Raw genomic sequence first — 23,694 nt, forward strand, 5'->3', positions numbered from 1 at the left:
TGGCGGGGCCACCCGCGCATCTCAAGGGCAAGGGCTTCCTATATGGCAGACGCCGGTTCGCGCGAAACGATTTCGACCGATGTGCTGATCGTGGGCGCGGGGCCCTCCGGGCTTGCCGCCGCTATCCGCCTCAAGCAGCGCCATCCCGAACTGGGCGTCACCGTTGTCGAAAAATCCGCCGAACTGGGCGGCCACATTCTTTCCGGCGCCGTCATGGATCCGCGCGGCCTTGATGCGCTCATTCCCGACTGGCGCCTCAAGGGCGCTCCCGTTGGCCCCGACGTCACCACCGACACTTACCATTTTCTCACCGCCTCGGGCGATTTTGCGCTGCCCCACCAATTGCTTCCGCCCCAGATGCGCACGCCCGACGGGGTCATCATCAGCCTGGGCAATCTCGTGCGCTGGCTGGGTGAACAGGCCGCTGAGTTGGGGGTGGACATCTTCCCCATGACCGCCGCTGTGGATGTCCTTGGCCCCGAAAACGGTCCCGTTCGGGGCATCATCACCGGCGATCTCGGCCGCGATCATGCCGGCAATCCCAAGCCAGGCTTTGCCGAAGGCATCGCGCTCGAAGCCAAATACACCCTGATCGCCGAAGGGGCTCGCGGCTCCCTCGCCAAAAAGATCATCGGAACCCACCATCTCGAACGCGGTCCACAAAAATACGGGCTCGGTATCAAGGAAGTCTGGGAAATCCCCGCCGACCGCCACCAACCGGGCAGGGTGGACCACTATCTCGGCTTCCCCTTCGACAACCGCACCTCCGGCGGCGGCTTCGCCTATCATGCGGAAGACCGCAAGCTCTACCTCGGCCTCGTCACCTACCTTGACTACCGCAATCCCACGCTCTCTCCATTCGACGAGTTCGGGCGTTTCAAGACCCATCCCTCCATCGCCCGCCTGCTCGATGGCGCCACGCGCATCAGCTACGGCGCCCGCGCTCTGGCCGCTGGCGGCTGGCAATCCATCCCCACGCTCGCCTTTTCAGGCGGTGGCCTTATTGGTTGCGCCGCCGGCTTCATGAACACGCCGCGCCTCAAGGCCATCCACAACGCCATCCTCTCCGGGATAGGTGCCGCCGACGCGGTGGGCGCCGCCATTGCGCAGGGCCGCCAGCACGACGTCATCGCCGATCTCGGCCACAAGATCATGGCGACCGGCATTGCCGCCGAGCTCAAGCCCGTTCGCAACGTCAAGCCGCTTTGGTCGCGCCTGGGCACATTGGGCGGCGCCCTAGCCGCGGGGATTGATATGTGGACCTCGTCCATCCTCGGCCGCTCCCTCCTGGGCACGCTCGAGCATAAGGAGCGCGACTACCAGGGCCTCCGGCCCCTCGCCATGCAACCGCCCATGACCTACCCAAAGCCCGACGGCAAGCTCCGCTCTGATCGCGCCTCATCGGTCTACCTGGCCAACATCGCCCATGACGAAGACCAGCCCGTCCACCTTGTGCTGAGCGACCCCGCCGTTCCCATCCGCGACAATCTCCCCACCTATGGCGAACCCGCGCCGCTTTATTGCCCGGCCGGCGTCTATGAGGTCGCCGAGGAAGCCGGCAAGCCCGTCTTCCGCATCCACGCTGCCAATTGCGTTCACTGCAAGACCTGCGACATCAAGGATCCGGCTCAAAACATAAATTGGGTGCCCCCCGAAGGCGGCAGCGGTCCCAATTACGCCGGGATGTAAGGTCATTTGATCACGCTCTGTAGCGCTCTCTTGCGATATCGGGGCAAACCAGACAATCTCGCCGCCCAAATGGACTTCAGGGAGAACCATTCCTCGTGACATCGCTTGTGACCCGCCTCGCACGCCCGGCCCTTGCGGTCCTTTTGCTCGCGACAACGGCGCTCCCGTCAGCCTTTGCAGCTCCATCTGTTCAGACGGCGCAATCCGATCCCTTTGCGGGCTTTGATCTCATGCCCATGGTGCGGGCCAGCCCCACCGGCTCTTTCATGGCCGGCCAGCAGGCGCTCAAGGATTTGCGCACTGATGAGGCTGCGCGCTATTTCTTCCAGGCTGCGCAAAGCGAGTGGGAAAACCCGCTCCTTGTTGAGCGCGCCTTTATCGCCTTTGCCGCCGACGGCCAGATCGGGCAGGCAGCCTCCACCGCCCGTCACCTCTTGGAGCTCGATGGCAACAACGAGCTCGCCGAACTTATTGTCGCCACCGAAGCACTCAAGGAGCGCCGCTACAACGCTGCTGAGCGCATGCTCAATGCCCTGGGGCAGGACAGCTTCACCGGCATAACCGCCACCATCCTGCGCGCCTGGGCCCTGGTGGGCGACAATCGCAAGCGCGAAGCCGATGCCGTGCTGGACGAACTCGGCCAAACCGGCCTTGAGGATTTTCTTGTATTCCACCGCGCCCTGATGGCCGAAACGGCCGGCGACATCGACGAAGCCGTCGTCCTGGCCGGCCAGGCCTATGACAACGAGCCCTATGTTGCCCGTGTCGTGGAAGTTTATGCCCGCATCCTCGCCAATGCAGGCCGGTTCGATGAAGCCCGCGAGATCATCGCGCAGTTCGAAGGGCAGGGGCTCACCCACCCCATTGTTTCCAATGTGAAGCGCCAGGTCGAAGCCGGCCAACGCCCCGGTGTGTTTGCCACCAATGTGCAGGTCGGCGCGGCCGAAATGTTCCACGGCATCGGCGTGGCCCTGGCCCGTGACGGCAGCCGCGACCTCTCTCTCGTTTTCCTGCGCATGGGGCTTTATCTTGATCCCGCGGCCGACGTGATCACCCTGGCGCTCGGGCAGTTGCTTGATGCTGCCGACCAGCACGAAGCCGCCAATCGTATCTACGAAGCCGTGCCCGCCAATTCGGCCATGAAGTCCACGGCGGTTGTTCGCATTGCCACCAATCTCGACAATCTGGGTGACCGCGAGGAGGCTCTCCGCCGCCTCAACAACATCGTTGCGACCCGCCCAGACGATCTCGATGCGGTTTCTGTTCTTGGCGATCTGCTGCGCACTGACGAGCAATACGCCGCCGCTGCCGAAGCCTACACCAAGGCCCTTGAGATAACGGGCGGCAACAATCCACCCGATTGGCGCTTCTACTATGTCCGCGGCATTGCCTATGAGCGCAACAAGGAGTGGCCCAAAGCCGAAGCCGATTTCCTGAAAGCCCTCGAGCTCAATCCCGATCAGCCCGCCGTTCTCAACTATCTCGGTTACAGCTGGATCGACAAGGACATGCACCTCGAGGAAGCCCTCGGCATGATCGAAAAGGCCGTCGCCGCCGCCCCGCAGGATGGCTATATCGTCGATTCGCTCGGTTGGGCCTTCTACAAGCTTGGTCGCATCGATGAAGCGGTGAAGACGCTGGAACAAGCTGTGCTCATGCTGCCCACCGATCCCGAGATCAACGACCATCTGGGCGATGCCTATTGGAAGGCCGGCCGCCAACTCGAAGCGCGCTTTCAGTGGAACATCGCGAGTTCAGTAGACACGGTCGGCACCGTCAAGGAACGCGCCGCCCCCAAGCTGGCCGAAGGGCTCACCCAAGAGAACGAGACTGAATAGCTTGCTCGAGCCCATAATCCAGCTCGCTCCCGCCAAGGTCAATCTGGCGCTGCACGTCGTGCGGCGCCGGGAAGACGGCTATCATGATCTTGAAAGCCTGGTGGTCTTCGCTGACCTCGCCGACGAACTCGAAGCCGTCGCGGCCGAAACCGATTCACTCGTCGTAATCGGTCCTTTCGCCAAGAACCTTGGCAGTGGCGAAGGCAATCTCGTGCTGCGCGCCATTGCCGCTTTTCGCGCGCGCTGGCCAGGTGCCGTTGCCGACGGCCTGGCGCTGCGCCTCACCAAAAACCTGCCCGTAGCGGCCGGCATTGGTGGCGGTTCTGCCGACGCTGCGGCAGCGCTGCGCCTGATGGCCGGGCTTTCCAGCCACGCCATCCCCTTTGCCGAACTCTCCGATCTTGCTGCGCGCTTGGGTGCCGATGTGCCCGCCTGCCTCGTCTCGGCGCCCTTGCTCGCGCGGGGTGTGGGCGAACTGCTGTCGGCGCTCCCCGAATTTCCCGCGCTTCACATCGTTCTCGTCAATCCCCTCGTGCCGTTGCCCACGGCTGACGTGTTCCGGCGCCTGCGCGCCCACGACAACTACCCCTTGCCCGAACTTCCTTCGCCCCTGACACGTCCCGCCCAGCTTGGTATCTGGCTCGCCGAAACCCGCAACGATCTCCAGCCCCCGGCCGTCAAGCTGGTCCCCATCATCGGGGACATCGTCGAGCAACTCGCTGCAACCCAGGGCTGCATCCTGGCCCGCATGTCAGGCTCCGGCGCAACCTGCTTCGGCCTCTTTGGCTCCGAAGGCCAGGCCCACCAGGCGGCTCAGACCCTGCGCGCCACCCATCCCGACCATTGGGTCGCCGCTGCCCCGCTTTTGGTGCCTTAGCGCATCACTTCCACCAGGATGACCCCGAGCACGATGTCATCCCGGACGCCTCGACTAGCCCACCGGCTCCCACAACTCGATCGGATTGCCCTCCGGATCGTGGATGCGTGCGAACCGCCCCGTTTGAGGCGTATCCCACTCCGCCCGTGTCTCGACGGCAATGCCCGCCGCCTCAAGCGCTGCCATCAACTCATCTAGATCATCCACCCGAAAGTTGATCATCCATTGCTTGTCCGCCGGGAAATAATCCGAACTCTCCCTAAACGGCGCAAACACGGTCATCCCTGCCCCCTGCTGCCAGAAGCCCGGCACCCCAAGGTGGCGCTCATACCATTGCGCAAGCGCCTCATTGTCCCGCGCTCGGAAAAATACGCCACCGATCCCGATTGCCTTCGCCATCCCCAGATCCTCCCGTGCCGATCAAACAATCTTCGCTTCCCGAGCACAATGCTTCGGATGGGTTTGGCAGACGCAAGGGCATGTGATGCACGACGCTGTGACGAGCTAGATCGGCAACCGGACACCTTCCGCCCCGTTTCCCCATATTGGGAGGTTTGTCATGACACAGGACAGCTTGCCGGCCAGTTCAAAAGAACAATCAACCGCTTCGGCCCGAAGCTCGCAACACCTGCCTGACGGGATGTACAATGTTGTTTTCCGCGTACAAGGACGGCAAGCATCGGGCGTCGTCGTGATCCACGGCTACAAATTCGCCGGCGGTGACAGCGGAATGGCCTATTACGGCAATTTCACTGAAACCGGCTCCATTCTCCACGCTCATGTCACCACGCTGAGACACACCGAGACGGGAGGCATTGCGCTGCTTGGCGCAGACAATCTCGATTTCTCCGCCGAAGGACAACCAACACCGAACGGCGCCTATTTCACTGGCACCGCGCGACCAATAGGTCATAGATTCGAGATCACGCTGGCGAAACTGGCGACACCCGGCTTTTCGGTTTAGCGCTCCCAAAAAGCCTCATGGTGAGCTTGTCGAACCACGAGGCCAAGCGAGTGGAGCCCCTGGCCTCAAATCAATACGCCCGAGCCACGCTGTGCTCGACCACATCGACCAGCAGCGCCCGCATTTCGCTCTCGGGCAAAACGCTTAGCGCTTGTTGTGCTGCCCGGGCATGGGCCTGGGCCTGCTGCAGCGTGCGATCGAGCGTATTGTAGCGCTCCATCACACCGACCACCGCCCGCACCTGCGCATCGGTGGCATCGGCCTTGCCGAGTGCGCTCGATATCGTCTCGCGCTCGGCTTCTGTGCCTTCCGCCAGCGCCAGGATCACTGGCAGGGTCATCTTGCCCTCGCGCAGATCATCGCCGACATTCTTTCCCAGCGTGCCCGACTGCCCGCCATAGTCGAGCGCATCGTCAACCAGCTGGAAGGCATTGCCCAGTTCGAGCCCATAGGTCGCCAGCGCCTTGCGCCCGATTTCGTCCGCACCGCCGGACATCGCGCCCACTTCGCAGGCGGCCTGGAACAGGACGGCTGTCTTGGCGCGGATCACTTCGGCATAATCCTCCGGCGTCGTGGTCAAATCACCGGTCTTGGCCAGCTGGAACACTTCGCCTTCGGCCATCACGGCCGATGCCGAGGACAGGACACCCAGCGACGCAAGATCGCCTGTTTCCACCATCATCATGAAGGCCTGGCCCAGAAGGAAATCCCCCACCAGGATGGATGCCTTGTTGCCCCACACCATGCGTGCCGCAGGCTTGCCGCGCCGCATGTCGCTTTCATCGACCACATCATCGTGCAGCAGCGTCGCGTTGTGCATGAATTCAACGGCGGCCGCGAAATTGATCGCGCTGCCATTGCCCTTGCCGAACAAGGTGGCTGCAGCCACCGTCAGCATTGGGCGCAAGCGCTTGCCGCCGCTCTCGATCAGATAGCGGGCGAGCTCGGGCACCATGTCGACATGCGAATCGGCGCGCGACAGAATCAGCGCATTGACCTTGGACATGTCAAAGGCCGTTGCCTGGAGCAGCCGGTCGATCGGGTTCGCCGCTGGCGTTTCTTGTATTTGCGTCAGAACTGACACCAAACCATCCGTCCTCGTTTGCCACCCGGCAAATCTGGTTGAGCCCGCCGCACCTGCGCATGTAAGGTCAAGCAAAACCGGCCTTTTCGGGTGCGATGTCCCTAGACCAGCCAGACAGCTTTGTAAAACACCAAACCGTAACGCGCGATGCCTTTTTGGGCGGCAGGCTCACTGTGTCGCAGCCCCGCCACGGTTTCCGCGCCGGCCTCGACAGCGTTCTGCTGGGCGCATCGGTAGGCCCATCGGCCCGGCGCCTGCTCGACCTGGGCGCTGGCGTCGGCACGGCAAGCCTCGTCGCCCTTCGCCTCAATCCCGATCTCCAAGCCACATTGGCAGAGCGCGACCCAGACATGGTCGCCCTCGCGCAGGGCAATCTTGCCAACAACAACCTCCTTGATCGTGCCTCCGCCATTGCTGTCGATGTCACCGCCAGGGGCGCCGAACGCCTTGCGGCAGGGCTTGCGGAAAACGCGTTCGACACGATCATTGCCAATCCTCCGTTTTTCGACGGGTCCGCTGGCACCCATGCTGCCGATCCGAGCCGGGCAGGGGCCCGCCATATGGATGCGGCAGCACTCGACCTCTGGGTCAAAAGCGCAGCCACATCCGCTGCGGCCGGCGCCCAGATCATCTTTATCTTCCCAGCAAGCGAGTTGCCTTCCCTTCTCGCCAGTTTCGACCAGCGCTTTGGCGCCATCACCATCCTCCCGCTTGCGCCACGCCCCGACGCCCCCGCGACCCGCATGCTGATCCGCGCCCGCAAGGGTTCGCGTGCGCCGCTGTCCCTGCTGCACACCCGCGCCCTGCATGAGGCCGATGGCCGCGCCTTCGCCCCGGCGTTCGACGCAATCTTTCGTGGAGAACAAGGGCTTGTCTGGTAATCACCGGCCTTAGCCCCTAAATCTTGCGCGCATGGGAGAACATCGACACATGGCCGAATTGACCAATGGGCGCCGCAACTGGCTGCAGCGCTTCCTGCGCCAGGGCAAGACCACCATTCCCGTTGTGCGCCTACATGGCGTGATTGCCGCCGAACAGCGTCAGGGTCGGCTCAATATCGCCACGGTCAATCCGCTGCTCGAGCGCGCCTTCGCCATCAAGTCGGCCCCGGCCGTCGCCATCATCGTCAACTCCCCCGGCGGCTCCCCCGTCCAGAGCCGCCTCATCGGCAAGCGCATCCGCGACCTCGCCGACCAGCATGGCAAGCCGGTTCTCGTCTTCGTGGAAGACGCCGCAGCCTCTGGCGGCTATTTCATCGCCATCGCCGGCGACGAAATCATTGTCGATCCATCCTCAATCGTGGGCTCCATCGGCGTCATCATGGCCGGCTTCGGCTTTGTCGGTGCGCTCGACAAGCTCGGCATAGAACGCCGCGTCCACACCGCCGGCAACAACAAGTCCACGCTCGATCCCTTCCTCCCCGAAAAGCAGAGCGATATCGACCGCATCAAGCAGTTTGAACTCGACATCCACCAGGTCTTCATCGACGCGGTGAAGTCGCGCCGCGGCAGCAAGCTCAAGGCTCCCGACGAGCAGCTCTTTACCGGCGAATGGTGGACCGGCAGTCGCGGGGTGGAACTGGGCCTTGTCGACGCGCTCGGCGACATACACGAGGTCCTCCAAACCCGCTACGGCAAGGACCTCAACCTCAAGATCATCGCCCCCAAGCGCCCCTTCTTCGGCATTCCGCGCTTGGGCTTCTCTGCCCAGACATTCGCCACCGACGTCTCCGCCACTCTTGAAGATCGTGCCCTCTGGGCTCGCCTGGGGCTCTAAGCCATGCTCTTGCGCATCATCATCATCCTGGCGCTGGCCGCGATCATTATCCTGGGCATCCGCCGGATCTACATGGATTGGACCGGCAAGTTCAAAGCCGATGAACAGGAAGCTCGACGCTTGCGCCGTGAGCGTGACCTGCGCGAGCGTGACCAGCCCGGCGTCATCGATCTTACCCGCGACAAGGACGGCACCTTCCGCCCAGGCGATCGCGACAAGCGCAGTTGACCCAGTGAAGCGCTCAAACTAGAGCTTTGTCCCGCAATCTAGGGACTGCCACATGACCAATCGCCCGCCCCATCTGGACCCGAAGAACTCGTTCCAGGGCCTCATCCTGACGCTGCAGAATTTCTGGGCGGCGCAAGGTTGTGTGATCCTGCAGCCCTATGACATGCAGATGGGTGCCGGCACGTTCCACACGGCGACCACCTTGCGCGCCCTGGGCCCGCGCCCGTGGAAGGCTGCCTATGTGCAGCCCTCCCGCCGACCCAAGGATGGCCGCTATGGCGAAAACCCCAATCGACTTCAGCACTACTACCAGTTCCAGGTGATCCTGAAGCCATCCCCGCCCAACATTCAGGACCTATACCTGCAGTCGCTCGCCGAGATCGGCCTCGATTCCGCGCTCCATGACATCCGCTTCGTGGAAGACGATTGGGAAAGTCCGACGCTAGGCGCCTGGGGCCTGGGCTGGGAATGCTGGTGCGACGGCATGGAAGTGTCCCAGTTCACCTACTTCCAGCAGGTTGCGGGCTTTGAATGCTCGCCCGTTCCCGGCGAGATCACCTACGGGCTTGAACGCCTCGCCATGTATGTGCAGGGCGTGGAAAACGTCTACGACCTCAACTTCAACGGCGGCACGGGCGACGATCGCGTCTCCTATGGCGATGTGTTCCTCCAGAACGAGCAGGAATCATCGAAATACAATTTCGAGGTCGCCAACACCGAAGTTCTCTTCCGCCACTTTGCCGACGCCGAGAACGAGTGCCGCGCGATCCTGGAAAAGAGCGCCGAAGGCAATCGCCACACCATGGCCATCCCTGCCTATGAGCAGGTGATCAAAGCCTCGCACAACTTCAACCTCCTTGACGCCCGCGGTGCCATCTCAGTCACCGAGCGACAAAGCTACATCCTGCGCATCCGCGAACTCGCCAAATCTTGTGGCGAAGCGTGGCTCCAAACCGAAGGCGGCAGCGCCGCTTAGCTCCCGCGCCCCTCAAGAAACACGGTACAAGCCATGCCCGAACTGCTGCTCGAACTCTTCTCCGAGGAAATCCCCGCCCGTTTCCAGCGCCGCGCCGCCGAAGACCTGCGCAAGGCCGTTACCAATGCCTTGGTGGATGCTGGCCTTGTCTATGAAGGCGCCAAGGCCTTCGCGACGCCCCGCCGCCTGGCCCTCACCGTCACAGGTCTGCCGGTCCGCTCGCCCGACACGCGCGAAGAAAAGAAGGGCCCCAAGGTCGGCGCACCCCAGCCTGCCATCGACGGCTTCCTGCGCGCTGCAGGCCTTCAATCCATTGATCAGGCCCAGGTGCAGTCCGATCCCAAGAAGGGCGATTTCTACCTGGCCCAGATCAACAAGCCTGGTGCCGACGCCATCGCGCTCCTCTCGGCCATCCTGCCCAAGGTCCTGACCGATTTCCCCTGGGCCAAGTCCATGCGCTGGGGCACCGGCAGCTTCAACTGGGTGCGCCCCCTGCGCGCCATCACCGCAACCTTTGGCAGCGAAACCGAAGACCCGGTGGTGATCCCCTTCACCGCCAACGACGTCCAATCCGGCCAAACCACCTTCGGCCACCGCTTCCTTGCGCCGCAAGCCATCCCGGTCCGGCGCTTCGATGATTATGTGACCGCGCTGGAACGCGCCAAGGTCGTCCTCGACATCGATCGCCGCAAGGACATCATCCGCTCCGAAGCTGAACACCTCGCCTTTGCCCAAGGGTTGAGCCTCATCAACGACGAAGGCCTGCTCGAAGAAGTCGCCGGCCTTGTCGAATGGCCCGTGGTCATGATGGGCACCTTTGATCCCGATTTCCTCAAGCTTCCCGAGGAGGTCATCATTGCCACCATCCGAGCCAACCAGAAATGCTTCTGCCTGCGCGACAAATCCGGCAAGCTCGCCCCCAATTTCATCATCACCGCCAACACGGTCGCCACCGATGGTGGCGCCATCATCACCGCCGGCAATGAGCGCGTTATCCGCGCCCGGCTCAGCGATGCTGCCTTCTTCTACAACGGCGATCTGGCGACGCCGCTCGAACATTCCATCCCCAAGCTCGAGGACAGCATTTTCCACGCCAAGCTCGGCACCCAGTTTGCTCGTGTGGAGCGCCTTGTGAAGCTTGCCGGCGAAATCGCCCCGCAAGTGGGCGCTGATCCAGAACGTGCCAAGCGCGCCGCCATGCTCGCCAAGGCCGATCTTTCCACCGGCATGGTGGGTGAATTCCCCGAGCTGCAGGGACTCATGGGCCGCTACTACGCATCCGCGCAGGGCGAACCCGCCGACATCTCAACGGCCATCGAGATGCATTATAAGCCGCTCGGCCCAACCGATCAGGTGCCGACCGAACCCACCTCCATCGCTGTCGCGCTAGCGGACAAGCTCGATCTGCTCACCGGCTTCTGGGCTATCGATGAAAAGCCGACAGGTTCGCGCGATCCCTTTGCGCTTCGCCGCGCAGCGCTGGGTGTCATCCGCATCATCACCGAGAATGGTCTGCGCTTCCCGCTCCAGGTCGAGCCGGACCTCCTGTCCTTCTTCCACGATCGCCTGAAAGTCTCGCTGCGCGATGCCGGCGCCCGTCACGACCTCGTCGATGCGGTCCTCTCCTCCGACAGCACTGACATTCTCCAGATCACCCAGCGTGCTGAGGCCCTCTCGACGCTCCTGTCGTCCGCCGATGGGCAGAACCTCCTCGCCGGCTACAAGCGTGCCGCCAACATCCTCGCCGCCGAAGAAAAGAAGGACGGCAAAAACTATCGAGGCACTGTCGACCAAGGCCTTTTGCAGGGCAGCGAAGAAACCGCCTTGGCCTTTGCTGTCGATGCGGTCAACGCCGCCGTCGCCAGCCATGTTGCGGCCGACGACTACAAGGGCGCCATGGCCGAACTCGCCACCCTGCGTGCCCCAGTCGACGCCTTCTTTGAAGCCGTCCTTGTCAACGACAGCAATCCCGACGTCCGCGCCAACCGCCTTAACCTGCTGGCGCGCTTGCGCAACACCATGCATCTGGTTGCCGACTTCAGCAAGATAGCTGGCTAAGGAGACGGAACCGCGCAGCCTTTGCGCGGTTCACATCCTCACCGGTTCTGGAGAGGATGAGACCCCATGAGTGTTGGCCTGCTTGCATTGTTTGATGACGTGGCGGGTCTCGTCAAAGTAGCCGCCGCTTCCCTGGACGATGTTGCCGGGCAAGCCTCGCGGGCCGGGCTCAAGGCGGCCGGCGCCGTGATCGACGATGCCGCCGTCACACCCAATTACGTGCATGGCTTTTCGGCCGACCGTGAACTGCCTATCGTCGGCCGCATCGCCCTGGGCTCCATCAAGAACAAGCTCCTCTTCCTGCTTCCCGCAGCGCTGCTCCTGAGCCTTTTCGCGCCCTGGCTCATCACGCCTCTGCTGATGATTGGCGGCGCTTATCTTTGCTACGAAGGTGCCGAAAAGATCTTCCATGCCCTGGCGCCCCACAGCGCCGAAAAGCACGAGGAGATCATCGAGCCCATCGCCGTTGATCCCAAGACGCTCGAAGAACAAAAAATTGCCGGCGCCATCAAGACTGATTTCATCCTCTCCGCCGAGATCATGACCATCGCGCTCGCCGCCATCGAGGCTCCCAATATCTGGGAACAAGCCCTCATCCTGGCTGTGGTGGCCGTCGGCATCACCATCGCCGTTTACGGCGTTGTCGCCCTGATCGTCAAAGGCGACGATGCCGGCCTTTGGCTTGCCAAGCACGGCCGCACGGGCTTCGGCCGCAGTTTTGGCCGTGGCATCGTCAAGGCCATGCCCAGTGTCATGCGCATCCTCGCCATTGTCGGCACGGCCGCCATGACCTGGGTCGGCGGCAGCATCGTCGCCCACGGCCTTTACGAATTTGGCGTGGATGCCCCCGAACACATCATCGAAGCGGCCGCCCACTGGGCCGAACACACCTTCCCCGCCATCGCAGCCTTCGCCGGCTGGCTCGCCACCGCCGCCGTTGACTTCGTCTTCGGCATCCTCCTCGGCGCCCTCCTGATCCCCGTCGCCAGCCACATCATCGCCCCAGCCCTGCGCGCCATCAAGCGCCTGCTGCCCAAGCGAGCCTAAGGGCAGGGCGCTCTAACCCTCGCCATCAGCTTTCATCCGCCCACCGCCCGTCACCCCACCCACCGCGCGTCACCCTCGGGCTCGACCCGAGGGCCCTTCACTGGCGGAGGGCAGGACAAAGTGCAGTCTCCTCGGGTCAGGCCCGAGGATGACGATCCGTGCAATTCGATTGTCTGGCTCACCCGAATGCCCAACGAGCTAGGGACCGGTCACAAATCTTGCAGTCGACACCCTCCCCCTTTGCGGGGAGGGATCAAGGGTGGGGGCGGTGAGCCCTGATCTCCCCGCCTAAAGCAGTCGCCCCCTCAAACCGGCGGCATCAACCGCGCGCCACCCTTCTTGAACGGCGCCATGCCCTCGTTGGCCAACTGGTCGGCACGCTCATTGAGCTCATGCCCGGCGTGCCCCTTGACCCATTTCCACTCGATCGTATGCCGCTTGGTGGCCTCGTCCAGCGCCTGCCACAGCTCGAGGTTCTTCACCGGCTTCTTGTCCGCCGTTTTCCACCCATTGCGCTTCCAGCCGTGAATCCAGCTTTGCACGCCATTCTTCACATATTGGCTGTCGGTATGGATCTCCACCGTGCAGGGACGCTTGAGCGCCGTCAGCGCTTCGATGGCCGCCGTCAGCTCCATCTTGTTGTTGGTCGTCAGCGCCTCGCCGCCCTTGAGCTCCTTGGTGTGCCCACCATACTCAAGGATTGCGCCCCAGCCGCCCGGCCCGGGATTGCCCGAACAGGCCCCGTCGGTATGGATAACGACCTTGTCGCTCAAGCGGCAGTCTTTCGCAGGATGTGGAACTGGCATTCCTGGTTATCGAGAATGCCCACATGCGTTTTTTCCATGCCGATCCGCGCGAGAACCGCCAGCGAGGCGCTATTGCGCACATCGGCAAAACCCAGGAAATAATCCCAGTCTGTTTCGCGGAAAATCCAGTCGCGCAAACCGCTCGCCGCCTCGGTGGCATAGCCCTGCCCATGATAGGCCGGCAACAAGGCATAGCCGATCTCCGGCTCCCCCTTGTCCCCGAAGAGCCCAAACCCAGCCCGCCCGATGAAGACACCATCGCTCTTGCGCACGAGCCGCAGCTTGCCCATGCGATGTTGAGCAAAATTGTCTCGCCACACGGCAAGCCGCGCTTCGGCCTTTTCAAGGCTCCAGGGCCGGCCATCGGCATCCAGATACCGTGCCACCCGAGGATCGCCATGCAGCGCCAGGAGATCGTCAAGCTGATCCTCCCGCCATCCGCTCAGGATCAGCCGGTCGGTTTCAAACAAACGCAAATCATTCATCGCGAAACAGCAGCCTCGATCGTGCGCAGCTCGCGCGGAATGTTGAATGCAATATTTTCCCTCGCGGTCACCCGCGCCTCCACCTTGATCGCGAACCGTTGCGCGAAAGCCTCGATCACTTCATCCACGAGCTTTTCGGGCGCTGAAGCCCCCGCCGAAACGCCCAGCGAGCGGATTCCCTCGTAGCGCGACCAGTCGATTTCCGAAGCACGATCCACCAGCACCGCATTGGTGCAGCCGGCGCGCTCGGCCACTTCCACCAGCCGCAAGGAATTGGACGAATTGGGCGAACCCACGACGATCATCGCATCCACTTCCGGCGCCACGGCCTTGATGGCCTCCTGCCGGTTGGTGGTGGCGTAGCAGATGTCTTCCTTATGCGGCCCGTTGATCGCAGGGAAGCGCAGCTTGAGCGCTTCCACGATTTCGCGCGTATCGTCCACCGACAGCGTCGTCTGCGTGACAAATGCCAGATTAGCCGGATCGCGCGGCACAAAGGCCTGCGCATCCTCTACCGTCTCGATCAGGCTGATGGACCCCGGCGGTAACTGCCCCATCGTCCCCACGACTTCGGGATGCCCCTTGTGCCCGATCAGCACGATCTCGTGCCCCTCGGCATGGTGGCGCTGGGCCTCCACATGCACCTTGCTCACCAGCGGGCAGGTCGCATCAAGGAAAAACATGTTCCGGCTCTTGGCATCCGCCGGCACAGATTTGGGCACGCCATGAGCCGAGAAAACCACCGGCGCGTCGGTTTCTGGAATTTCGCTCAATTCCTCGACAAACACGGCGCCTTTGTCGCGCAACCCATCCACCACATATTTGTTGTGAACGATCGCATGGCGCACATAAACCGGCGCCCCATATTTCTCGAGCGCCAGCTCGACGATCTGGATTGCCCTGTCCACCCCCGCGCAAAAACCGCGTGGGGCACACAAGAGGATGTCTAGTTCTGGCCGCTTTTCCATAAGAGATCAGATGCTTTCGCTCGCCCAGCAAGTCAAGTCTTGTCACAGAAGAGCGACCGCAAATGAGCTTATGCAAAAAAGGTGCTCCAAGTTCTCCCACCCACCGGCGCCACCCTCCCCCTAGCGGGGACGGCAGGGTGGGGGGCTGACAGCCAAAATACGAATAGAGGCTGGTCCAGTAACTTCCCGGAGCGGCTAAGGACCACATAGCCATCCAGTTGCCGGACTGCCCTACGATAGGCAATATGCCTCCAACAAAGAAACAAGGAATTCAGTGTGAGCTTGGCGCAGGAAATGTTCGCGATTGCCCCCGCCGTGGGAAAAGCGAATCTATCCGCCAGCCAGCTCAAGCTCCTGAGCGGCAAGGCGCGGTGGATTTTTCGCGTGGGCGAAGCGGGCTTCCCCACCATCCCCACCATCCTGATCACTCGCGCCGCCTGGGAGGCCCTCCAGGCCGAACGTGCACGCAAGGACACGAGGCTACGCACCCATTGGGTTGCATGCCTGTTCAAGCTCGTCGACAAGGCCGGCAAGGCGCCGCTCCTGGCCGTGCGCACTTCCGCCGCCACCCACAATGCCGGGCTCATGCCTGCGAAAACCGCGATCCCTGCGCCCCGCAATTCTGAAGACGCGGTGGATCCCGCAAGCCCCTTGGGCAAGGCCATCAAGAATGCCTTCGACAGCTATGGCTTTGGCAGCGGCTGGACAGCCCACCCGAACGAGGACCGTGGCAAGCAGATCGTGCTCGTACAGGCCAGCGCCGATGGCGAGATCGAACAATTCCTCACCCGCAACAGCACCACCGGAGCCCTCGGCCCCGCGCCCCTTGATGGCACGACCCTGCCGCGCCTGCCCGATTCCATCGGCTCGCTCGTCGCGCTGGTGGATGCCAAGGCCGGCCGCCACATGGTGGTCACTGTCGCCATCCGGCAGGGCGAAACCATTTTCATCTCGGCCCGCCCAACGCAGGTCAGCGCCGCCGCCGAGCTTGAAGCGGCTGTCGATCGGGTCAACCGCAAGATATGGTCGCCCCAGAATGCCGTTTCCCGCGTCGATCCGACGCGCCTCTCGCAACTGCTCCACCCACGCCTTCATTCCGCCGAAAGCGCCATTCCCATTGCCACGGGCCTTGGCGTTTCGCCCGGCGCCGCTTCGGGCGTCGTGGTCTTCAATGCGGAGGACGCCGCCCGCATCCGCGCCCGCGGCAAGCACTGCATTCTCGTTGTCAACGAAACGGGTCCTGCCGATATCGAAGGCATGAAGGCCGCCACCGGCATCCTTACCGCCCGCGGCGGCATGTCGAGCCACGCCGGCGTCATCGCCCGCATCACCGGCAAGCCCTGCGTCGCCGGCGTGCGCACCCTTTCGGTGGATGCCGGCGAAATGGTCTGCCGCATCGGCAATCGCGAGTTCCGCACCGGCGACCGCCTCACCATCGATGGCAGCGACGGCGCCGTCTATGTCGGCATGCTCCCGCTCGCCCAGCCCCATATCGGGGGCGCCATCGGCAAGGTCCTGGGCTGGTCCGACGCCAGCCGCACCATTGCCGTGCGCACCAATGTGGAAACCGTGGAATCGGCCCAGACAGCATTGAGCTTTGGCGCCGAAGGCATCGGCCTTGCCCGTTCCGAGCACATGTTCTTTTCCCCCGAGCGGATGGTGGCCCTGCGCCGCATGATTCTTTCGGAAAACGAGGACGACCGCTCCCATGCGGTCAACGGTCTTGTCGGCTTCCAGACCGGAGACTACCAGGCCCTGTTCTCCGCCATGAAGGGCATGCCCGTCACCGTCCGGCTATTCGATCCTCCCTTGCATGAGTTCCTGCCGCGCACCGACGAAGACATCGAGGAAACTGCAGCCTCGCTGGGCCTTGCCGTGCGTGCCCTGCGCCTGCGGCTCGAACGCATCGCCGAGGTCAACCCTATGCTGGGTCATCGCGGCGTGCGCCTTGCGATCACCTATCCCGAGATCCTGCAGATGCAGATCCAGGCCATTATGGCCGGCGCCCGGGCCGCCTCCGAAACGCAGAACGACCCCGTCGCCATCGAAGTCATGGTGCCCTTTGTGTCCACCGCAACCGAAGTCTCCTGGGTGCGCCAGCGCGCCATGGCTATTGCCGACAATTCCGGCCTCCTGCGCAGCGGCCGTGCCACCTTCTCCATCGGCACCATGATCGAGCTGCCTCGCGCCTGCCTGCGCGCCGGGGACATCGCCCACATGGTGGATTTTCTCTCATTCGGCACCAATGATCTTACCCAGACCACTTTCGGCATATCCCGCGACGATGCCCCCACTTTCCTTGCCGCATACCAGCGCAAGGGCGTTTATGAGCGCGACCCCTTCGTCACCATCGACGAAAAGGGCGTGGGTGAGATGATTGCCATCGCCATTGAGCGGGGCAGGGCGGCCAATCCGCGCATCAAGATCGGCATCTGCGGCGAGCATGCGGGCGATCCTGCGTCGCTCCATTTCTTTGCTGGCCTGGGCGTCGACTATGTCTCCTGCTCACCCTATCGTGTGCCCCTGGCGCGGCTCACTCTGGCGCAGGCAAAGCTTAAATAAGCAAACAAACGCCCCATATAGGGGAACCGCCGCAACATCGGCACATGGGGGAAATCGACGGTGAAATCTTTTGCAGTGCTGACGCTCTTGCCACTTCTGGCTCTTCCCGCGCCTGCTGCCCTGGCTCAATCAGGGGTCGCGCAATGCGTTGGGGTGCAAGCGGATGCCGAGCGCCTCGCCTGCTACGATGCACTGTTCCGCAACAATGGTGCCGAGGCAGGCGCCCTCAGCGTTGTCATCCAATCCGAGCAGCTGATCCCTGCTCGCCCCAGCGGCCGCCAGCCGGCAACGATGACAATTTCGTGTGAAAGCAACCAGCTGACCATCGCCTTTGCCTTTGCCGGCAACACCATGTCCGCCCTTGGACGCGACGCTGGCCTGACCCTTCAAAGCGATTTGCAGCCCGCCCGCAGCCGCACCTTGCCGGTCAACGAAACCAACACCGCCATCGTGGTTGACAACACGAGAGACGCCGCAGCCCTGCTGGACAGCCTCGCGGGCACCAACAACCTTACTGCTCGCGTCACCCCCGTCGCCTCGCGCTCCCTCTCGGTGCGTTTCCGGGTCGATGACATCATGACCGAGGTCGCGCCCGTCCGCGCCGCCTGTGGCGTCTGACCCACATCGCACAAGACTCATAATCCTGCCTCAGCAGCGCCATGGTTAATCCTTTGGGTGGCCGCAATACGTGTTTACTCGCCGCTAACCCTAATCAGACATCATCACCAAGAGCGGCATTCTAGCGTCACATTCGCCGCCCAGTCGTGTTGTTGCGTTGAGTTGAGTAGCATTTATGGTCTTTTCCCACCGGCCGGCGGCGCCTGCGCGCCCGGCTAGAGCGGTACGTCGCACCAATCCCATCACCAGAGTCCTGGCTGTTGGGGTTTTTTGTGCCCTGACCTATAGCGGTCTCACCTCCGGCGCCTTTGGTCCCGCATCCGATCTGCCCGAAACGCTTCCTCAAGTCGACTTGGTCGAGGCGAGCCTTGCTCCCAAGGCTGTGGATCCAGTGATCACGGGTTCCTTCGAACATATGTTCAAGAGCGCCAGCTTCACCGGCCCCAATCGATCGGCAAAAACCGATCGCGTGCGTCCAAAGGTCGATGCGTTGGCTCTCTCGCGCAGCTTCGCGGAAGTGCGCGTTCGCCTTGCCGCCCTGCGCTCCGATCCGGCCGATCTCAACCAATCGCGTCTCGCCGAAGTCAACATCGCTCCAACAGGGGACGTTGAAATCGGCCCGCGCATGTCGCTGGCCTCGCTTGGCGGCTCTGGCGCCTCGGCGCTGGACGCCATTGCCGGCATTGCGCCCGAAATGAAAACACCTATGCCCGTTGCCGCTTCCGAGCAACTGGCCTATGCCCGCGCCCAGGCCCCGATCACCGGCGGCTTTGCCACCGGCCAGCCCATAGAAACCTCGGAAAAGGAACTCTGGTGCCTGGCAACGGCCATCTATTTCGAAGCGCGCGGCGAAAGCTATCGCGGCCAGGTCGCCATCGCCCAGGTCGTTCAGAACCGCGTCAAGGATCGCCGCTATCCCAGCACCATTTGCGGCGTCGTCTTCCAGAACCAGCACCGCCGCAATTCCTGCCAGTTCTCCTTCGCCTGCGATGGCCAGCCCGAAGTCATCAATGACAAGAAGTCATGGGCCCAGGCCCAGGACATCGCCAAGCGCTTTGCCGATGGCGAACTCTATCTCACCGAAGTAGGCAAGGCCACGCACTACCACGCCACCTACGTCCGCCCAGCCTGGGCGCCGCGCATGGTCAAGCTCACCCAGATCGGGCTCCATGTCTTCTACGAATTCAAACGCGGCTGGCTCTTCGGCTAAGACTTAAAGCTATCACTCTGCCCACCCTTCCCCTTGCGGAAGGGCCGGGGAGGGGGTCTCTGCCGGGCGCCATCCCTTCCACCCACCAGCGCCGCCCTCGGACTTGATCCGAGGGCCGCTCGCCACTTGTGCTGAACTTAGGCTGACCATCGGAGGCATTTGAGCTTTCTCAATGCACCTCACCCCGTCGATCTGTCTCTCTCCTTCAGAGCCTGCACTCGCCAATGCCCGGCGCTACCCCGGCCGGAGGGATCACCTACTTGCGCCAGCTATCCCAATACACAAACGAATTTCCTGCCCCCACCGACAGCCCTTCCCAGCCATGCCCGCTCCAGAAGGAAAACCAGTTGCGCGCCCGCACCTCGTCCACATGAACCCCGGGATATTGGATGTGCCGGGAAAACATCCCGTCGGTTGAATAGGTCCCTGTCGCCGTCGTGGTGATGTCCACAAATGACACTTTTCCACCCACGATCTTCTTGACCCGCACGCTGGACAGCGGCTCGGTTGCCACCCAGTCCTCGTGCTCCACGCGATATTTCCGCTCCTTGAACTTGACCAGATTGTCGGGGTCAAAACCCGGCGCAACGCTGGTCAGCACCTCGTCGGCCAGCGCCGGCATGGTCACACCGGGCCCGGTCACCGCGATCACGGACGCCGATAGCGCTCCCACAACAATCCCGATCATAACGTGGCGCGTTGGCAGGTTCATGGCGTCCGTCCCGTTGTGGTGCGTTTGGCGTGTTGGTCTTAACGATCCATCAACCATACACCGCAGAGTCGGACAAAGTTTACTTCTCGTTAAGCTTAATTTCCAAACGCAGTCGCAAATTGCATCACGGATGGGCCGGCGGCCTAGACGGTGATCGCTTCGAAAGCCGCCACGAACCGGTCATGGGCTTCCCGCGTCGGCCAGGGGCGGATCAGCCGGTCGAATGAATCGACATCAAAGGTGGGTTGGCTCGGCTCGCCAAAGAAGCGCCGCGCTTCCTCACGCGCAAAGCCCGCCAGATGCGTCGCCTCGAAATAGGCGGCCTCCCGGTCCGCCTTTTTGACGAGCTTGGCCAAAGCCGACGGCATGCTCGCGGGCAAGGAGAACCTGAGGAAGATGGCCGACAGCAGCCGGTTCTCGACATCCTTGTAATTGCCGCCCATCGCTGCCTTGAACGGGGAAATGATGTCGCCCATCACATATTCGGGCGCATCATGCAGCAGCGCCTGCAGCTGCCAGACCGGACTGGTTTCGGGATTAGTGCCGCGAAACAGCTCCAGCACCAGCACGGAATGCTGCGCCACCGAAAATGGATAATCTCCTTGCGTCTGCCCATTCCAGCGCGCCACGCGGGCCAGCCCATGGGCAATATCGGACAGTTCCACATCCATGGGGGAGGGATCCAGAATATCAAGCCGGCGCCCCGACAGCATACGCTGCCAAGCCCGCGTCCCATTCCGCACCATCACGCCCCCGAGATGTTTGTTGAGCGCCGGAAGCTACGCAACCCGCCGCGATTCTTCTAGCGCTTCAGCCCACCCCTCCCGACCGTCACCCTCGGGCTTGACCCGAGGGCTCTGTACTTCCAATCATCCGATATGGCCGGCTACACCTACATCCTTGCGGACATGCGTCGCGGACGCACATACATCGGCGTCACGAACAACCTGCACCGCCGCATTTACGAACACCGCGAAGGCCTGGCGGACGGCTACACCAAAAAGAACAACATCAAGCGCCTCGTGCATTTCGAAACGCACGAAACCGTCCCCCTCGCCATCCAGCGCGAGAAAACCCTAAAGCGCTGGTACCGTCAGTGGAAAGAAGCACTGATCGAGGAACACAATCCCGGCTGGCAGGACCTCTGGGACGAGATCAACAAGTGAAACACCCGCCCCGATTGTCACCATCGGGCTTGCCCCGAGGGCTCTAAACTTCCCCCGGACCAGTCAGTTTCCACCCAGCCAGCACGCACAAGTGCACCACCCTTGGGTCAAGGGTGACGACCCAGTTCTTTATTCGTCTTGTGGCTGGCCCCCATCTTCCCCCACCTCCAATCGTCACCCTCGGGCTTGCCCCGAGGGCTCTTCACTTCCCCCTGACCAGTCAGTTTCCACCCGACCAGCACGCACAAGTGCAACCCCCTTGGGTCAAGCCCAAGGGTGACGACCGAGTTCTTTGTTCGTTCTGTGGCTGAGACCCCCATCTTCCCCCACCTCCAATCGTCACCCTCCAGCTTGACCCGAGGGCTCTTCACTTCCCTCCCCACCAGTCTCCCCCAACACATACTCCGCCCACTCCGGCACCATCACCTGCACCGGCTCCCCCGCAACGCTTACCGCACCCGGATCGGTCACACGGTCGAGCCGCACGATCGCCACCGCGCCACCATCCACCGGCTGCCCGATCGTTCCCGCGTCGCGCCCGCCAGCAACCACCGCCGCCCCGACCTCTGCGCTCACCCCTTGCACGATCACCGGCCGCCGCCGTGCCGTGCCGCGATGCTTCATGCGGCTCACGACCTCCTGGCCGACATAACACCCCTTGGCAAAATCGATCCCGCCCAGCAGGTCAAATCCCACATCATGGGCAAAGGCCTCCATGGCCGGATAATCGACGCCCAGTTCGGCCACTCCCGCCTCCACCCGCGCCATCCGGTAGGGCCTGTCCTCGGCTTCCCAGCCCTGCGTCTCCTCGAGCGGCGCGATCACCCGCCACCCCAGATCAACCGGCCCGCGCTGATCCTTGTGCGCAATGCCCAGCACTGGCTCCGCCGCATAGCCGACGCGAAAACTCTCCCGCAAATCCTCGATCACCGCCTGAGCCCGAAGACGGTACATCTTCATGCGCTTGAAGAAATCATCGGCCACGGACTGATGTACATCCACCCACAGGGCGCCCTCGGCATGGCCAACCAGCCCTTCCGCCAGGATCTTGCCCTGCGGCGACAGAAGCGCCCACCACGCAGCCGGCCCATCCTCGGCCGGCACATGCCCGGTCACCACATCATTGAGCAGCTTGTGCGCATCGGCGCCCGAAAAGCGGAAAACGGCCCGGTCAGCCCGCAGATAGGTGGTCATGAATCTCTTGCCTCGCCGTCAATCCGTCCGCTAAACCCCGCAACAACAAACGGGCAGGGCGGGAACCAGACATGGCGCAGTACGACACCATTTTCAAGAACGCCACGCTGGTGAACCAGGACGGCGAAGGCCCCGCCAATATTGGCGTCCGCAACGGCCGCATCGCCGCCATTGGCGGTCTTGCCAGTGACCTCGCAGCCGAGACCATCGACTGCAAGGGCCTCCACATCTTGCCCGGCGTTATCGACACCCAGGTCCATTTCCGCGAACCCGGCCTGACGCACAAGGAAGACTTGGAGTCGGGCTCCCTTTCGGCCGTCATGGGCGGTGTGACGGGCGTTTTCGAAATGCCCAACACCAACCCGCTCACCACCACGCGCGAAACGTTCGAGGCAAAGATCGCAGCCGGCACGAACCGCATGCATTGCGACTTCGCCTTCTATATCGGCGGCACCCACGAAAATGTCGGCGAGCTCGCTACGCTCGAAAAGCTTCCCGGTTGTGCCGGCATCAAGGTCTTCATGGGCTCCTCCACCGGCTCACTCCTCGTGCCCGACGACGATGGCGTTGAAGCCATCCTGCGCGCCATCTCCCGCCGCGCCGCCTTCCATTCGGAAGATGAATACATGCTCGAGCAGCGCAAGGATTTGCGCGTCCCCGGCGACCCATCGAGCCACCCTGTCTGGCGCTCGCCCGAAGTCGCGCTCAACTGCACGCAGCGCCTAGTTGGCCTCGCCCGCAAAACGGGCAAGCGCATCCATGTCCTTCATATTTCGACCGGCGAGGAGATCGCCTACCTCGCTGACCACAAGGATGTCGCGAGCGTCGAAGTCACGCCCCATCATCTGACGCTCGACGAAACCGCCTACACACGCCTTGGCACCTACGCCCAGATGAACCCGCCCGTCCGCGACAAGGCGCACCGCGAAGCCATCTGGGGCGGCGTCAGCAATGGCGTGGCCGACATCCTGGGGTCCGACCACGCGCCCCACACAACAGAGGAAAAAGACCACCCCTATCCCCAATCCCACTCCGGCATGACGGGCGTCCAGACGCTCGTCCCCATCATGCTCGATCACGTTAACAATGGTAGGCTCACCCTCCAGCGCTTTGTCGACATGACCAGCGCCGGCCCCAATCGCCTCTTCGGCATTGCCGGCAAGGGTCGCATCGCCGTCGGCTATGACGCCGATTTCACCGTCATTGATTTCAAGCGCCGCGAGACCATCACCAACCAATGGGTCAAGAGCCGCGCCGGCTGGACCCCTTATGATGGCGTGACGGTCACCGGCTGGCCGGTAGGCACGATCGTGCGCGGCAATCGAGTGATGTGGCAGGGAGAACTGGTGACCCCATCAATGGGCCAGCCCATGCGCTTTCTTGAAGCGCTGCCGGTTTAACGCGAGGCCGCGCGGAAACGATAACAGTCTGCTAAC

At 62.8% G+C, this 23,694-nt stretch carries 23 protein-coding genes; 15 read left to right on the plus strand and 8 right to left on the minus strand.

Translation table 11 applies throughout. The annotated features are described in order from the left end of the window. The first annotated feature begins 42 nt into the window (after positions 1-42). From DDE77_RS01425 to DDE77_RS01435, 3 genes are all read left to right on the plus strand, one after another. Entirely contained in the window at positions 43-1,689 is a 1,647-nt protein-coding gene (locus DDE77_RS01425) for an electron transfer flavoprotein-ubiquinone oxidoreductase (protein ID WP_108395640.1), read from the plus strand. A gap of 95 nt (positions 1,690-1,784) precedes the next feature. Then, the gene (locus DDE77_RS01430) at positions 1,785-3,527 is read left to right on the plus strand and encodes a tetratricopeptide repeat protein (RefSeq protein WP_108395641.1); all 1,743 of its coding nucleotides are present in this window, start codon (positions 1,785-1,787) and stop codon (positions 3,525-3,527) included. Position 3,528: 1 nt separating this feature from the next. Next, positions 3,529-4,404, plus strand: coding sequence for a 4-(cytidine 5'-diphospho)-2-C-methyl-D-erythritol kinase (locus DDE77_RS01435; protein ID WP_210204319.1), 876 nt, complete (start codon positions 3,529-3,531; stop codon positions 4,402-4,404). Positions 4,405-4,458: 54 nt separating this feature from the next. Here DDE77_RS01435 and DDE77_RS01440 read toward each other — a convergent pair whose 3' ends face one another. Beyond that, positions 4,459-4,803 (minus strand): VOC family protein, encoded by a 345-nt coding sequence (locus DDE77_RS01440; protein WP_108395642.1) that lies wholly within the window; start codon positions 4,801-4,803, stop codon positions 4,459-4,461. Between the two features lie 160 nt (positions 4,804-4,963). On the opposite strand from DDE77_RS01440, the gene DDE77_RS01445 reads away from it, so the two are divergent. Continuing rightward, positions 4,964-5,368: a hypothetical protein gene (locus tag DDE77_RS01445; protein ID WP_157959595.1), complete on the plus strand. Its 405-nt coding sequence runs from the start codon at positions 4,964-4,966 to the stop codon at positions 5,366-5,368. A 70-nt stretch (positions 5,369-5,438) separates the two neighbouring features. Here the strand turns inward: DDE77_RS01445 and DDE77_RS01450 are convergent, their stop codons facing one another. Then, on the minus strand, positions 5,439-6,455 hold the full coding sequence (locus DDE77_RS01450) for a polyprenyl synthetase family protein (RefSeq protein WP_425430719.1): 1,017 nt from the start codon (positions 6,453-6,455) through the stop codon (positions 5,439-5,441). 170 nt (positions 6,456-6,625) lie between these two features. On the opposite strand from DDE77_RS01450, the gene DDE77_RS01455 reads away from it, so the two are divergent. The 6 genes from DDE77_RS01455 (at position 6,626) to DDE77_RS01480 (ending at position 12,537) form a co-directional block, all read left to right on the plus strand. Beyond that, complete coding sequence (locus DDE77_RS01455) at positions 6,626-7,333, plus strand: tRNA1(Val) (adenine(37)-N6)-methyltransferase (protein ID WP_157959596.1); 708 nt, start codon at positions 6,626-6,628, stop codon at positions 7,331-7,333. Between the two features lie 58 nt (positions 7,334-7,391). Beyond that, on the plus strand, positions 7,392-8,228 hold the full coding sequence (locus DDE77_RS01460) for a S49 family peptidase (RefSeq protein ID WP_425430724.1): 837 nt from the start codon (positions 7,392-7,394) through the stop codon (positions 8,226-8,228). 3 nt (positions 8,229-8,231) lie between these two features. After that, positions 8,232-8,456, plus strand: coding sequence for a hypothetical protein (locus tag DDE77_RS01465; RefSeq protein WP_108395646.1), 225 nt, complete (start codon positions 8,232-8,234; stop codon positions 8,454-8,456). A 52-nt stretch (positions 8,457-8,508) separates the two neighbouring features. After that, complete coding sequence (locus tag DDE77_RS01470) at positions 8,509-9,432, plus strand: glycine--tRNA ligase subunit alpha (RefSeq protein ID WP_108395647.1); 924 nt, start codon at positions 8,509-8,511, stop codon at positions 9,430-9,432. 33 nt (positions 9,433-9,465) lie between these two features. Then, positions 9,466-11,490 carry a glycine--tRNA ligase subunit beta gene (gene glyS, locus DDE77_RS01475; protein WP_108395648.1) on the plus strand — a complete coding sequence of 675 codons (2,025 nt, stop codon included), beginning with the start codon at positions 9,466-9,468 and terminating at the stop codon, positions 11,488-11,490. A 66-nt stretch (positions 11,491-11,556) separates the two neighbouring features. Next, positions 11,557-12,537: a DUF808 domain-containing protein gene (locus DDE77_RS01480; RefSeq protein ID WP_108395649.1), complete on the plus strand. Its 981-nt coding sequence runs from the start codon at positions 11,557-11,559 to the stop codon at positions 12,535-12,537. A 305-nt stretch (positions 12,538-12,842) separates the two neighbouring features. On the opposite strand, the gene rnhA is transcribed toward DDE77_RS01480, so the two are convergent. Genes rnhA through ispH form a run of 3 tightly spaced genes read right to left on the minus strand, consistent with a single transcriptional unit; the run spans position 12,843 to position 14,796 of the window. After that, positions 12,843-13,310, minus strand: a complete 468-nt coding sequence (gene rnhA, locus DDE77_RS01485; RefSeq protein ID WP_108395650.1) for a ribonuclease HI — start codon at positions 13,308-13,310, stop codon at positions 12,843-12,845. Next, complete coding sequence (locus DDE77_RS01490; protein WP_108395651.1) at positions 13,307-13,828, minus strand: GNAT family N-acetyltransferase; 522 nt, start codon at positions 13,826-13,828, stop codon at positions 13,307-13,309. Before DDE77_RS01490 ends, rnhA begins: the two co-directional genes overlap by 4 nt. Then, positions 13,825-14,796 carry a 4-hydroxy-3-methylbut-2-enyl diphosphate reductase gene (gene ispH, locus DDE77_RS01495; protein ID WP_108395652.1) on the minus strand — a complete coding sequence of 324 codons (972 nt, stop codon included), beginning with the start codon at positions 14,794-14,796 and terminating at the stop codon, positions 13,825-13,827. Before ispH ends, DDE77_RS01490 begins: the two co-directional genes overlap by 4 nt. Positions 14,797-15,072: 276 nt before the next feature. Between ispH and DDE77_RS01500 the strand changes: the two genes are divergently transcribed. From DDE77_RS01500 to DDE77_RS20185, 3 genes are all read left to right on the plus strand, one after another. Continuing rightward, positions 15,073-17,358, plus strand: coding sequence for a putative PEP-binding protein (locus DDE77_RS01500; protein WP_157959597.1), 2,286 nt, complete (start codon positions 15,073-15,075; stop codon positions 17,356-17,358). A gap of 60 nt (positions 17,359-17,418) precedes the next feature. Further along, the gene (locus tag DDE77_RS01505) at positions 17,419-17,976 is read left to right on the plus strand and encodes a hypothetical protein (protein ID WP_157959598.1); all 558 of its coding nucleotides are present in this window, start codon (positions 17,419-17,421) and stop codon (positions 17,974-17,976) included. A 175-nt stretch (positions 17,977-18,151) separates the two neighbouring features. Continuing rightward, positions 18,152-19,186 carry a cell wall hydrolase gene (locus DDE77_RS20185; protein ID WP_108395655.1) on the plus strand — a complete coding sequence of 345 codons (1,035 nt, stop codon included), beginning with the start codon at positions 18,152-18,154 and terminating at the stop codon, positions 19,184-19,186. A gap of 256 nt (positions 19,187-19,442) precedes the next feature. Here the strand turns inward: DDE77_RS20185 and DDE77_RS01515 are convergent, their stop codons facing one another. Both DDE77_RS01515 and DDE77_RS01520 read right to left on the minus strand, forming a co-directional pair. Continuing rightward, complete coding sequence (locus tag DDE77_RS01515; RefSeq protein ID WP_157959599.1) at positions 19,443-19,898, minus strand: hypothetical protein; 456 nt, start codon at positions 19,896-19,898, stop codon at positions 19,443-19,445. Positions 19,899-20,041: 143 nt separating this feature from the next. After that, positions 20,042-20,644, minus strand: coding sequence for an HD domain-containing protein (locus tag DDE77_RS01520; RefSeq protein WP_108395657.1), 603 nt, complete (start codon positions 20,642-20,644; stop codon positions 20,042-20,044). Between the two features lie 132 nt (positions 20,645-20,776). Here DDE77_RS01520 and DDE77_RS01525 point away from each other — a divergent pair, with 132 nt between their 5' ends. Continuing rightward, entirely contained in the window at positions 20,777-21,064 is a 288-nt protein-coding gene (locus DDE77_RS01525) for a GIY-YIG nuclease family protein (RefSeq protein WP_108395658.1), read from the plus strand. 339 nt (positions 21,065-21,403) lie between these two features. Here the strand turns inward: DDE77_RS01525 and ygfZ are convergent, their stop codons facing one another. Further along, positions 21,404-22,258, minus strand: a complete 855-nt coding sequence (gene ygfZ / locus DDE77_RS01535; protein ID WP_108395660.1) for a CAF17-like 4Fe-4S cluster assembly/insertion protein YgfZ — start codon at positions 22,256-22,258, stop codon at positions 21,404-21,406. A 71-nt stretch (positions 22,259-22,329) separates the two neighbouring features. On the opposite strand from ygfZ, the gene DDE77_RS01540 reads away from it, so the two are divergent. Continuing rightward, the gene (locus DDE77_RS01540; RefSeq protein WP_108395661.1) at positions 22,330-23,658 is read left to right on the plus strand and encodes a dihydroorotase; all 1,329 of its coding nucleotides are present in this window, start codon (positions 22,330-22,332) and stop codon (positions 23,656-23,658) included. Positions 23,659-23,694: the final 36 nt, after the last annotated feature.

Source organism: Devosia submarina, assembly GCF_003056345.1.
GTDB classification, from domain to species: domain Bacteria; phylum Pseudomonadota; class Alphaproteobacteria; order Rhizobiales; family Devosiaceae; genus Devosia; species Devosia submarina.

Excerpts from the sequence above, each read along its gene's own strand:
- DDE77_RS01540 (WP_108395661.1), top strand. The coding sequence starts at position 22,330 with ATGGCGCAGTACGACACCATTTTCAAGAACGCCACGCTGGTGAACCAG.
- DDE77_RS01520 (WP_108395657.1), bottom strand. The coding sequence starts at position 20,644 with ATGGTGCGGAATGGGACGCGGGCTTGGCAGCGTATGCTGTCGGGGCGC.
- DDE77_RS01525 (WP_108395658.1), top strand. The coding sequence starts at position 20,777 with ATGGCCGGCTACACCTACATCCTTGCGGACATGCGTCGCGGACGCACA.
- DDE77_RS01425 (WP_108395640.1), top strand. The coding sequence starts at position 43 with ATGGCAGACGCCGGTTCGCGCGAAACGATTTCGACCGATGTGCTGATC.
- DDE77_RS01440 (WP_108395642.1), bottom strand. The coding sequence starts at position 4,803 with ATGGCGAAGGCAATCGGGATCGGTGGCGTATTTTTCCGAGCGCGGGAC.
- DDE77_RS20185 (WP_108395655.1), top strand. The coding sequence starts at position 18,152 with ATGGTCTTTTCCCACCGGCCGGCGGCGCCTGCGCGCCCGGCTAGAGCG.
- ispH (WP_108395652.1), bottom strand. The coding sequence starts at position 14,796 with ATGGAAAAGCGGCCAGAACTAGACATCCTCTTGTGTGCCCCACGCGGT.
- glyS (WP_108395648.1), top strand. The coding sequence starts at position 9,466 with ATGCCCGAACTGCTGCTCGAACTCTTCTCCGAGGAAATCCCCGCCCGT.
- DDE77_RS01445 (WP_157959595.1), top strand. The coding sequence starts at position 4,964 with ATGACACAGGACAGCTTGCCGGCCAGTTCAAAAGAACAATCAACCGCT.
- DDE77_RS01480 (WP_108395649.1), top strand. The coding sequence starts at position 11,557 with ATGAGTGTTGGCCTGCTTGCATTGTTTGATGACGTGGCGGGTCTCGTC.
- ygfZ (WP_108395660.1), bottom strand. The coding sequence starts at position 22,258 with ATGACCACCTATCTGCGGGCTGACCGGGCCGTTTTCCGCTTTTCGGGC.
- DDE77_RS01465 (WP_108395646.1), top strand. The coding sequence starts at position 8,232 with ATGCTCTTGCGCATCATCATCATCCTGGCGCTGGCCGCGATCATTATC.
- DDE77_RS01470 (WP_108395647.1), top strand. The coding sequence starts at position 8,509 with ATGACCAATCGCCCGCCCCATCTGGACCCGAAGAACTCGTTCCAGGGC.
- DDE77_RS01515 (WP_157959599.1), bottom strand. The coding sequence starts at position 19,898 with ATGAACCTGCCAACGCGCCACGTTATGATCGGGATTGTTGTGGGAGCG.
- DDE77_RS01490 (WP_108395651.1), bottom strand. The coding sequence starts at position 13,828 with ATGAATGATTTGCGTTTGTTTGAAACCGACCGGCTGATCCTGAGCGGA.